Below are 12,653 nucleotides of genomic sequence, written 5' to 3'. Positions count from 1 at the left end.
GTTCTATCCGGATTGCGTAAAAAAGTCGATCGGAGTATACTATAAAAAGAGGTGAGCACAATGACAGACAAACAGCGGCAGGAAACCTATGCACAGATGCTCGTGCGGCTTTCGCGCTCGAATTTCCGCAGCCGATTTCATTTGAAGGCGCAGGATAAGCAGTACATCCGCGATAAGGGATGGAACACGGTTGCCGACCACGCGGCAGATTTCGTTTCCAAGCGGCTTGCACCGGCCGAGCCAAAAAACGACGGCAAGCAGACACCCATGCGGGGACATCCGGTGTTCATCGCGCAGCACGCGACCGCCTGCTGCTGCCGCGGCTGTCTGGCGAAATGGCATGGCATTCCGCAGGGCGTGCCGCTTTCGGCGGAGCAGCAGGTCTATATCGTTGGAATGTTGATGAGCTGGATGAGGAGAGAAATGGAAAATTGAGAATTAGAGTGAGAGTGAAGAGAGACTTGCGGGTTACCGCTCTCCATAGAATAAAAAAGAGACGCAGTTGCGTCTCTTCTGCTATTTTGGCATATAGCTGCGGATAATACATAGTATGAGTGCGATTCCGCTGGAAACACCAATCAGGTATTGATGGTTGATATAATCGTCCATCGTGTGCGGTGTGTGGGCAGTCAGAGTGATCCAAACCGCAATTCCGACAGCAATCATGGCCGACAGGGCACAGAGAATATTGATAACGCTTTTTCGATTCATCACAGTAGCCTCCCATCATAAACGAGGTTAGTCGGTATATACACAGCATAGCACAGCGATAGGAAGAACGCAATAAATGTGATGCAGATGGTTACAGTAAATAGCGGTTATATAAAAGGTAAGAGGTACTAAAGATGAAACTCTCAGATGCCGTCCGTAACCACCGGGCCAACGAGTTGCCCGCCGCCGCGGGTGCGGCGAACCACCGAGCCAAGGGCTGGCACTCGCTCCGTATCCGATAGTGAACAATTTTATGGAAATTTGTATAGCTGTAATAATCTTCATGTTAAAAAATCTGCATTTCGTACAATCAATCTCTTGTCACAAACGACACGATTTGATAATATATAAGGTGTGTTGCTGTTTTACGCGCTAAATGGTAAAAACAGCATAATTGATTCTCTGCCGGGCGGCAGGGATAAGGAGGAAATTGAGGTTTCATGAGTAAGGTTGAGCAGTATATCACCAGCATTCCGGATTTTCCGAAGGAAGGCATCATCTTCCGCGATATTACCACCGTACTCGGTGACGCGGACGGCTTCCATCTGGCGGTGGACGAGATGACTGCGCTGCTGGACGGCGTGGAGTTTGACGCAATCGCCGGTCTGGAATCCCGCGGATTCCTGTTCGGTGCACCGATGGCGTACAATCTGCATAAGGCATTCATTCCGATCCGCAAGCAGGGCAAGCTGCCGCGTGCAACGTCCCGCATGTCCTACGAGCTGGAGTACGGCATGGAGACCATCGAGGTACACCGCGATGACATCAAGCCGGGGATGAAGATCGTCGTTGTCGATGACCTGATCGCTACCGGCGGTACGCTTGAGGCGGCTGTCCACCTGTTGGAGCAGCTCGGCGCAAAGGTCGTCAAGGTTGTCTGCCTGCTGGAGCTCAAGGGTCTGCACGGACGCGACCGCATTAAAACCTGTCCGGCGGAGACGGTTGTCGCTTACGAGGGGAAGTAAGTAAAATTATCATTTCACAGTAATCAAGGCGAAAGCCTGAAAATTTAAAAGGGGGTTATTCGATGTTTGAACGTGTTTTCAAGCTATCGGAACACAAAACCACAGTCAAGACCGAGGTCATGGCCGGTATCACTACCTTTATGACCATGGCGTACATCCTTGCCGTAAACCCGAGCGTACTCGGCTCCACCGGTATGGATACCACCGCGGTATTGCTGGCAACCGCCCTGGCATCCTGCCTGGGCACGCTGTGCATGGCGTTTATGGCAAACCTGCCGTTCGCGCTCTCTGCCGGCATGGGTCTGAACGCCTTCATGGCGTACACCGTTGTTGCAGGCTACGGCTACAGCTGGCAGGTCGCTCTGCTGGCCGTATTCATTGAGGGCCTGATCTTTATCGTCCTGTCGCTTACCAACATCCGTGAGGCCATCTTTAATGCCATTCCGCTGACGCTCAAAAAGGGTGTTTCGGTTGGTATCGGTCTGTTCATTGCCTTCATCGGTCTGCAGAACTCCGGTCTGTGCGTGGACTCCGCAACGCTGGTCGGCATCATCAGCTTCCCGGAGAATTTCCACACCGCAGGCATTTGCGCACTGCTGACGCTGATCGGCCTGTTCTTCACCGCAGTATTCTATACCCGCAAGATGAAGGGCGCCATCCTGTACGGCATTCTGCTGACCTGGATCCTCGGCATGCTCTGTCAGGTGACCGGCCTTTACGTTCCGACGCCGGACGCAGGCTTCTATTCCCTGTTCCCGAGCTGGGGCATGACCGACTTCTCCAGACTGGGTCTGACCTTCGGCCAGTGCTTCAACGTGGATTTCAGCGCAGTCGGCATCGTAAACTTTATCGTTGTCATCTTCTCGTTCCTGTTCGTTGATATTTTCGATACTCTGGGCACGCTGATCGGTGTTGCCACCAAGGCGAAGATGCTCGATAAGGACGGCAAGCTGCCGGGCATCAAGCCCGCTCTGCTGGCAGACTCGATTGCAACCTCCGCAGGTGCAATTCTGGGTACTTCCACCACCACCACCTTCGTTGAGTCCGCATCCGGCGTTGCAGTCGGCGGCCGTACCGGCCTGACCGCTCTGGTTACCGGCATCCTGTTCCTTGTATCCACGCTGTTTGCACCGATCTTCACCGCCATCCCGTCCTTCGCAACCGCTCCGGCGCTGATCATGGTCGGCTTCCTGATGGTAGGCACCGTAACCGAGATCAACTTCGATCTGGACAACCTGACCGAGTCCATCCCGGCTTATCTCGCCATCATCGCTATGCCGTTGTTCTACAGCATCTCCGAGGGTATCTCTCTGGGCGTTATCTCCTACGTTCTGCTGAATGTTGCAGCCGGCAAGGGCAAGAAGGTTGCTCCGCTGATGTACGTTCTGGCAGTACTGTTCGTACTCAAGTATATCTTCCTCTAATTCAGAAATCGTAAAGATTGCAGAAGGCTGCCGAAGCTCGCTTCGGCAGCCTTTTTTGTGGCATGAAAATCATGGTAAATATCAGAGAAAATAAGCGAAAACAGCGGGGATTGCAGTTGAACGGTGTCGATACTTGACAGAAAACGTAGGAGTTGGTAAAATATAAAATGACTAAATTGGGGCAGTATACCCGTTTATCTTGTATCCAAAGGGAAGGAGGCAGCGAATATGACACAGCAGCGCAAAAAGTGCAGAAAAGGCGGCTTTACTCTTGTAGAGCTGGTGGTTACGCTGGTCATTCTGAGCATTCTGTTTGCCATCGCTGTACCGAGCCTTCTGGGGTATATCCATCTGTCGCAGTTCCGAAAGAATGAATCGTACGCTAAGACCATGTATCTGTCGGCAGAATCCGAGCTGACCTACCTTCGTACCGGCGGTGAATGGGAGTCATTCTGCAGCAAGGTGAAGAAGGAAGGCGTGCTGAATCAGTCGTTTGATGAGTCGGATGAGGACCGGAAAAAGCTGGTCGGTCGTATTTACGGCATTCGTCTGGATGCAGGCGAATACGCAGAAGGCGAGCTGTCGGGTGACGGTGCGCTCGTCGGTGCGCTTCTTTCGCAGGATACCTACGATAAAAGTGTGCTGAATGCTGCAATCTGCATCGAAATCGACGTGGAAAGCGGTCAGGTTTATTCGGCTTTCTACGGCACAAACTGCAAGGGACTGTACTACGAATCGAATGAGGACAGCAAACCGGCGGATATGTCCGGCAGCTGGCTGGATATTGATTATAGCAAGCGCGACCGCGATACGCGCCGGGAAGAACGGCTGGGCTATTACTCGGTTCAGGATGCAGTCAATGCTGTCAGTCTGGATGCGACCAAGCTGAAGATCACCTCGATCAACCTGGTAAATGGTGAAACCCTGTCGCTGAACTGGTCGAGCAATGTGAAGGATCAGGATCTGGATAAGGTTTATTACGAGGTCAAACTGTACAGCAGTGAGGACAAAGCGCAGCTCCTGTCGATCAATATTCCGGGCAGGAATTTGAAAACGGGTTCGCAGTCGGTTGCGGTTACGACCGAGGACAACGCGACGAAGGATTATACCTTCCCTGTGGAATACGACCGTTCCAACAAGCGGGCAACACTTGTGCTGGACGGTATGATGAATGCGAAGCTGTACGACCAGCTGGACAAGCTGTCTGATGATAAAGCAGCCTTCCGGCAGAGCAGCGATACCAGCATCACGCGCTTCGGCGGCAAGCTGAAAACCCCGCTGAATGTTTACGCAGCCGTGCAGGTATTTCCGGACCCGAATGCAGAAAACACCGGCGGTGAGGAGTATCAAAAGAGTGACGCTATCGAATCCAATAAGGCGAACACGCTTTTCGGTGACGGCACCCGGTCGGATAACGGTCGGTGCGAGATCGAAACCTTCCGTCATCTGTCCAATATCCGTTATATGGATACGGCGGCGGCATTTGCCGTTACCGCGCGTTCGCTGGACTGGATGAGCGACAGTGTAAAGGTTTACGGTACGGCAGCCCGCGGCGCGCTTTCGGTCTCCGCCGGCAAGGATATCGGCTTCCCGAGCATCCCTGCGCTGCGCAGCGATCAGACACTGAATGGCACAGGCGGTCTGCTGAACCGCATTGCCGGTGTGTTTACGGGCGGGAATGTCATCAGTAATCTCAAGCTGGATGAGACCTCAATTGCCGATGACGCAGAGTATCTTGGTCTGTTTCAAAAAAACGCAGGTACAATCCATGATCTGCGCCTGCTCAATCCGCAGGTGAAGATCGCATCGGGCAAGCTCAAGGGTGTCGGCGCAGTCTGCGGTTACAGCAACGGCTCTTTGAAGGGCGATACCGTGGACGGCACCGAAGCCGAGGTGGAAGCTACGCTGACCTCGGCACAGGCGCAGGGCATCGGCGGTGTGGCCGGTGTGATTGAAGTCAGCGATTCTCAGTCAGTAATCAAGCTGTCTGCATCGGGTACTGTAACTGGTACGCTGCCGACCGACGGTACTGCGTGTGGTATCGGCGGTATTGCGGGCAGCCTGACAACAAACGGTGCCGCGGTCAAGACCCTGACCAACAGCGCCGCTGTAACGGGCAATCGCTCGGTTGGCGGCATTGCAGGCTATTTTTCCGGCAAGGATCAGGCCACGGGAAAAGATATGGCTGACTGCAAAAATGAGGGCCTGATTCTCAGCAGCACAGCCGCAGACAATGATTCGCTGGCAGGACGTTATATCGGCGGTATTGTCGGCTACGCGCATAATGCGTCTCTTTCGGAATGCAGGAGCCGTGCCGGATATGCGGACGGCTACACCTATAAGCAGGAGGATAGAGACAAGCTGCGCGGCAGATATGTCGGCGGCATTGTCGGCTACGGCGAACAAAGTGTGCTGTATGACTGCGAGACCGAGGCAAACGGCTACGTTCTCGGCAGCGAGTATGTCGGCGGCATCATCGGTGCGCTGAATCAGTCTGATACGCAGACGGCACTGCTCAGTGAAAACGGCACCAGAACAACCGTTAACGCAAGCTATGTCATCGGCAATTCGTATGTCGGCGGCATCATTGGTGAGAATAAAGGCGGTTCGACGATCAAAAACTGCGTCAACACAGGTGTCGTTGCAGGATACAATGTATTTATCGGCGGTATTTGCGGTGCAAATGAGAACAATGCGGCCATCATAAACTGTGCAAGCTATGTTTCGGACACCAATAATGCGATCTACAGGCGTGTCACGGACTGGGGAGCCGTCGGCAGCTATGCGGGCGGTCTGACCGGCTACAACAGCGGCACGATCACCTTCAGCGACAAGGATAACGCAGTCTCCACCCGGAGTGTGGCGGGTATCGTCGTCGGCAGACACTATGTCGGCGGTCTGGTCGGCTATAACGACACGGACGGCACGATTGATATCAATTATACGCTCATCGGCGGCCGTGTTGCCGCGACCGGAGACTGCGTCGGCGGTCTGATCGGTCTGAATGCTTCGACAAAGCTGCTCGAGAAGAAGCTGACCATCAAGCCGAGCAGTGTGCAGGGACGGTACTATGTCGGCGGTGCGATCGGTGCAAATGTGGTCAACCCGGGAGAGAATGTCACGGTCAGCGGTCTCAAGGTCGATAACAGCCTTGGCACGGTCACTGCAGAGGCATTCTGCGGCGGTCTGATCGGTTATCAGCGCACCTACACGGAGCAAGACCGGGAAGGCGGAACGCTGTATGCGCTTCTGCCGGGTATCGCGGCAAACAACAGCAATGTACCGGGAACGGTCACGGCTTCTACCAATACGCATACCATCACCATCACAGCGGACGGCAACAGTGCAGGCAGGCTGTCTGCGGTTTCCAGCAACATGACCATCCGCGCGTATGCGTATGCAGGCGGCATTATCGGCAGCTGTGAGCCGCAGACCCGGATGAAGGTGGAGCACTGTCTGAACGCAGGCGGCTTTGACCGTCCGGCAGAGGACACCTTCCCGGACAGCAAGCTGAAAACCGGTGTGGATATGGTGTCCTATCTGCAGGCGCAGAAGTACACGGATGCCGCGAAGGCGCTCTCCGATGAGCTGGGCAGCAGCGAACTGCGTGTTTCCGTTATCGGCGGTGTGATCGGCGTCAACGGTGAGAATCATGTGATAGAGCACTGTGCCAGCAAGGGCACGATGAACGGTCTGAATGCCATGGGCGGCGTGGTCGGTCTGAACGAGGGCATCATCCGCGGCTGCACGCTCTCCGGCAGCATGGGCAGCGCAACGCAGGATTATATCGGCGGTATCGCGGGTCTGAATGTCGGCGGCAGGAAGGCGGGCACGATTGAAAACTGCACGACCGAGAAAAACTGCACCGTCACCGGACGGAACACGGTCGGCGGCATCGTCGGCTATAATCTCAGCGGCGGCAGGATACAGAACAATACCAGCAGCGCCAATGTCAGCGGTGCAGGCCGTGTCGGCGGTATTGCGGGCGAAAACGGCGGTGCGATCACGCTTTCGAGCACACCGGCAGAAAAGCGCCGTGTCAACGGCAGCGGCAGCGGTGTCGGCGGCGCGATCGGCGTGAATACCGCAACCGGCACGCTCAGTTCGGCAAGCGGCAGCGCACAGGGCGATGTCATTGCCGCGGATAACAGGCTGACCGTGCGCGGCAGCAGTATGGTCGGCGGTGTTGCCGGCATCAACCGCGGCACACTCGGCGGCACGAGCATCGACTGCCTGACCAATCAGGCGGCAGAGGTCCGCGCAGCGGCGGGCAGTGCAGGCGGCGTTGTCGGCGCGCAGGAGGGCGCAAAGGCTGTTCTGCGGTACGCGAAGAATCTCGGTCAGGTGACCGCAAATGTCGGTGCGGCAGGCGGCATTGTCGGCATGAACAGCGCGAGCAGCACGGTCGAGAACTGCATCGGCAACGGCAGCGTCACCAGTAACGACGGCTATGCAGGCGGCGTTGCCAGCGAAAACTACGGTACGATCAGGAGCTGCAGCGTCGGCACGGATAACAGGGTAACGCTCATCACCCGCAACAAGACTGCGGCAGGCGCGATCTGTGCGGTAAACCACAAGGGTGGTACGGTTCAGGGAGCGGTACTCGGCGGTCATATCACGATTTCCGGCAGTGCATTCATTCTGGGTGCTGTTGTCGGAGACAACAGCGGTACGGTCACGGAAACCGGGGTTTCGCAGCAGCCGACATACAGCGTTTCCGCAAGCACGCTGCAGGTCGGCGGTGCAGTCGGCATCAATCGAGCGGGCGGTACGGTCAGCAAGGTGAAGGTCACCTCGGATTTTGAGAAATTCACGAAGTATACCTATCTCGGCGGTGTAGTCGGTCGGAATAATGCAAGCGGCAAGGTAACCGAATGCACGTATTCCGGCACGATCGACGAAGGAAAGAGCGCGGTCGGCAACTGCTACGGCGGCATTGCCGGACTGAACGGCGGTCTGCTGCAGGGCAATACCGTTTCCAGACTGACACTGACGGCGGACGGTGTGTACACCGCAACCTCCACCAGCTCGGCGGCAGAGAAGGAACGCCTGTCCTCGCATATCGGCGGCATTGCAGGCAAGAATGATACGACCGGCATCATCGAGCAGTGCTACATAGACAATACCGGAACCGGCACGATCACGGTCAAAAACGGCATGGTCGGCGGCGTGACGGGCTACAATAAGGGCACTATTACGCAGTCCGGCGACAAGAGCACCGAAAAGCTGATGAAAAACGTCACCAAGGTGAGCGATCTGCTGGCGAATGCCAAGGCGCAGAAGCTGTCTGCGGATTCCACCTGGGTAAAGTGGGCAGACTGGACGGATGTGGAAAAGCTGTCCTACAACGGCGGCAGCAAGAGCGTAGCGGCAGACCGCACCATGCAGATCATCGTATCGAGCAACGGCAACCTCGGCGGCGTGGCGGGCTACAACGCGCCGACCGGTGAGCTGAATCGCTGCGTCAGCGGCAGTTGGCTGCTGGTCAACAAGTCGGACGGCATCGGTGTCGGCACCGGCGGTATTGTCGGCATGAACGAGAGCGAAAAGGACCTGTCCTATCTGCTCAATCAGGCGTTTGTCGGCCGCCAGCTGAGCAGTAATGCGACCAACCGTTTTGCAGGCGGCATTATCGGTACGCAGTCGAATAAGACCACCACGGATTGGATGATCCGGAATTGTGTCAATTATGGTACTGTTTATGGCTATCAATCGCATTATTCGGGCGGTATTGTCGGTCAGTGGACGAATAACGGCGGCATAATCGAAGGCTGTTATAACTATGGCAATCTGCAGACCACCTTTAAGGCGGATTGGGTAGGCGCTTCGGGCGGTATTGTAGCACAGCTGTATCATGCGGCCTCCGATCAGGATTTTGATATTATCAGCTGTCAGAACCACGGCAGCGTTTACAGCCGCAATGGTGAGAGTAAGGCAAATGGTGCGAATGACAGTGCCGGCATTCTTGGCAATATTACGGCGTATGAAGCGACTAAAGCTGGAGATGGACAGAAGTATACGATCAACGTGGTAGACTGCGTGAACGCACCCGGTGTGAAAATTTACGCAGGCTCGATGGCTTCCGGTATCGTCGGCTTCTTCTCTACGGATAATGTGCTGTCGAAAAGCTATAACGATGCACGGTATTCCATCGGTATTTCGACCGAAAATATTGTGCTGAAAATTGATCGCTGCCGCAACTATGCGGAAAAGCTGGTGGGTGATCCGTATTCTGCAGGCATTATGGGTGATCGCTACGAGCGCAATGGCAAGAGCGGCAGTTCTAAAATTGCCGCAGGCAATACCTACATACAAAATTGTTTTTCCGTCAGCCAGGATACAAACAATGATTGGTCGATTGCTGCTTTTGGAAATGATTTTGGCCTGATATCGGATAAAAATAATGTGGGAAACAACTATTATTTTTATGATACCTGGGGTTTGACAAACTATGTAGGATATACGTTTCAGCATGGTTATCGAAGTGAATCGCGCAAGGCGTATTCGCGTATGATTGCCTTCGGCAATCTGGGTATCGAAGGCAAATGGAAGGATAAGACCTTTGCGGCGATTGCAGGTCCGAATCTGGATTCTGTGGATACGGACAATAATCAGATGTACTACAACATGACAAACGACAACACAACGATTGACGATAATGGTATCATTCGTACTTCGGGTGAAATCACCGGACGTGTTTTGTTTGTTATGCCGGATTCTCCGACCTATCGAACGATTTCGCAGACGACAGGCAACAATCAATCGTGGCTGCGGCCGAATATCTACCGAGTGAATGGCTTGTTTAATCAGAGCGGCAAGCTGCTTGACGAGTACGTCCGCACCAATTACCGCGATATGGAGCACAGCAAGACGGCATCCGGTGCACTGGACGACTCCTTTGACGTTTCGCTCCGGCAGAACGATGACGGTGCCTTCAACGTCTCCATCACGGACGACGACCGCCCGCTGTACTACGAGGGCAGAGTGTTCGTTAACGGTGAGGAGGTGCTGTCCAATCTGCGCTTTATCCCGAACCAAAAGGGACAGGGACAGTGGGACCCGAAGCTGAACGGCACACAGGCGTACGGCTCCGGTACGACCAGCGGTACGTTCCAGCTGCCGGCAAGCCTTGCGGCAGACACAGCAGGCAAGACCGTTACATTGTCGGTTCGTGCTGTCAGTCTGTTTGAGGATACCGCGCCTTCTGCATGGAAAACTGCGGCGACGCAGGATGTGTCGGTGCTGCCGACACCGGATGTCAATATCCGACTGGTGAGCCATTGGAACAATGGCGCTAAATACCAGATCTCGCTGAAAAATCTTGCGGATTATGCGGTCTTCAGCAACTGGAAGGTCACCTTCAGGCTTGGCTCGCAGACCGTGACTATTGATCAGAACAACCATACCGCCGAGATCAACGGCGATGATTTGAAGGAGCTGATCGTCACGGCAGCGGCGGGCATTACGAACGGCATTCAGCCGGCCTCCGTGACGGATACTATCCCGACCGACACGCCAAAGTACAAGCCGGACGGCAGTATTAACGAGCTGTCGGTATCGTACTCGGGCAGTACGGTGGATGATTGCACGGTCACGGCTGCACTGACGGTCAACGAGTCGCAGATGGAAACACCGCCGATTTACCGTATCGAGGTGCTCGGCACGGTTGGCACAAATGAGTATGTTTTTGCGTATGAGGATGTGCTGACCTCGGCGGGCAACACGGTTACGGCAAACTTCCGCGACTTGCCGAAGGAGTATTTCGCGGAGAATGTCACAAATCGTCGGGTGCGTGCATGGTACGCCGCCTCCGGTCTGGGACCGGTTTACACCTATGGTGATACCCGGCAGACCGGCGATGCGTCTGTTACGCTGCGGACTTACAGCGCGGAGGGCGTTCAGCAGCAGGACAAGATCATTTACAGTCATGTCCTTGGCCACGCGAATGACTTTGCAAACTACATTAGAGCCGCGGTGCTGAACATCAAGCCGCTGACGGCACCGGAGCTGAACGACCCGGTACTGATGCAGGAAGATAACGGCAGTATCAGCTACCGGTTCTCGTGGACGCAGCCTGGGCAGGGGACTGCAGCGCCGCACTACAGCGTCAAGCTGACCGGCATTACTGCGGCAGGCGCAAGAATCGGCATTCCGGTCAACGAGGTTTACGGTATGCAGGAGAATCCGAATACTTCCCAATCGTTCACCATCAGCGCGGACGACTGGCAGTACGCCGAGGTTGAGCTGACCGTTACTCGTCTGGGACAGGCATACGGCGAGGTTGGCCTGAGTACGACGAAGAAGTACGCTGTCAAGCAGCGCCTCGAACGTCCGGGACAGCCATTGGTAACCAACCCGGATACCAACGAGCTGGAATACACCATCGGCTGGAGTGCCATCGGCAGCGAAAACGGCTGTGCAGGCTATCAGATTTATGTGCAGCCGGAGGGCGAAACGGCCGCTGCCCTGGGTGCGCTTGTGCCCGTCAGGGGCGGCACCTGCTCGGTAAGCCGCAGTCTGGAGGATTACGCCGGCAAGACCATCGACCTCTATCTGGTGGCGGTGGCTGCGGATGATTCCGGCTACGCGGACAGCCCGAACGGTATCGTGTACACGATGACCGTGCCGATGCGTTTGGATACGCCGAGCGTCAAGTGGTCGTACAACTGGAATGCGACAGCAAACAACCCGATTCCGGCGGCCGGCTTCCGAAGCGGCGGCCTGCAGGTCACCGTTACGCCGGAGAATGCGGCCAGTGTACCGCCCGGCGGCAGCACCTATCTGCTGCGGGCAAAAATCACCGGGACGGACGGCACGACGGTGACTTACCCCGTTTCCGCAATGAGCGAAAGCGGCGACAGCTACGTCTGCAGCCTGACCGATCTGGATACGAAATACGCAGGCTGTTCTGTACGGTTTGAGGCTCGTATTTCGCAGTCGGCGGGACAGGTAAGCTCGGTCTGGGTATCGAGCGGCGATGTGGTATTCCCGCGTGTGAAGCTGGAAGCACCGAGCGCGTCGCTGGCAAACGTGAATGAGGCGCTTGCGGTCAGCTATGGCCCGATGAATCGTCTTATCAACACGGCAGAGTGGGATGCACAGCTTACCGCGCTCTCGTGGGACGAGGTGGCAGAGGCTGATCTGTATCGGATTGAATTGACCTATAAGGACGATAATTCCACGACGGTTACCGTCGATATGAGCGGGAACCTGCCGGAGATTATCATGAATGGTCAAAATACGTTTGCAGTTGCAGGGGATGACTGGTATACTGTAAAACAGGGAAGTGCGGTCAACGGCAGATACAGCCTTACCAATGGCAGCATTCGTTATTACAGCTATCAGCCGGATACCATGCTGCAGGTGAAGGACGGCACATTTACATTGAAGCTGCCTAACATTTTCTCCGTGGTAACGCACGAGAATCAGACCCTGCAGCTGACAAATGGTATACAGATCAGCAGGGTAACTGTCGTTGCGGACAGCAAGAGCGACCGTTATACGGAATCCGATCCTGCTGAGCGCAGATTTTAGTTACGAAGGGAGGCGGCAG

Annotated in this window: 5 protein-coding genes; 4 read left to right on the top strand and 1 reads right to left on the bottom strand. The window is 55.2% G+C overall.

Going from position 1 to position 12,653, the window contains the following annotated elements:
- The first annotated feature begins 60 nt into the window (after positions 1-60).
- On the top strand, positions 61-435 hold the full coding sequence (locus ACWVX6_RS04600) for a DUF4186 domain-containing protein (RefSeq protein ID WP_455152467.1): 375 nt from the start codon (positions 61-63) through the stop codon (positions 433-435).
- An 81-nt stretch (positions 436-516) separates the two neighbouring features.
- On the opposite strand, the gene ACWVX6_RS04595 is transcribed toward ACWVX6_RS04600, so the two are convergent.
- On the bottom strand, positions 517-711 hold the full coding sequence (locus ACWVX6_RS04595; protein ID WP_117489659.1) for a hypothetical protein: 195 nt from the start codon (positions 709-711) through the stop codon (positions 517-519).
- Between the two features lie 440 nt (positions 712-1,151).
- On the opposite strand from ACWVX6_RS04595, the gene ACWVX6_RS04590 reads away from it, so the two are divergent.
- The 3 genes from ACWVX6_RS04590 (at position 1,152) to ACWVX6_RS04580 (ending at position 12,634) form a co-directional block, all read left to right on the top strand.
- Positions 1,152-1,676, top strand: a complete 525-nt coding sequence (locus tag ACWVX6_RS04590; RefSeq protein ID WP_110435309.1) for an adenine phosphoribosyltransferase — start codon at positions 1,152-1,154, stop codon at positions 1,674-1,676.
- Between the two features lie 62 nt (positions 1,677-1,738).
- Complete coding sequence (locus ACWVX6_RS04585) at positions 1,739-3,100, top strand: NCS2 family permease (protein ID WP_118284674.1); 1,362 nt, start codon at positions 1,739-1,741, stop codon at positions 3,098-3,100.
- Between the two features lie 228 nt (positions 3,101-3,328).
- On the top strand, positions 3,329-12,634 hold the full coding sequence (locus ACWVX6_RS04580; RefSeq protein WP_455152466.1) for a prepilin-type N-terminal cleavage/methylation domain-containing protein: 9,306 nt from the start codon (positions 3,329-3,331) through the stop codon (positions 12,632-12,634).
- The last annotated feature ends 19 nt before the right edge of the window (positions 12,635-12,653 follow it).

The sequence above is a fragment of the Butyricicoccus sp. genome, assembly GCF_977037065.1.
This window is presented reverse-complemented; position numbering and strand designations above follow the sequence as displayed.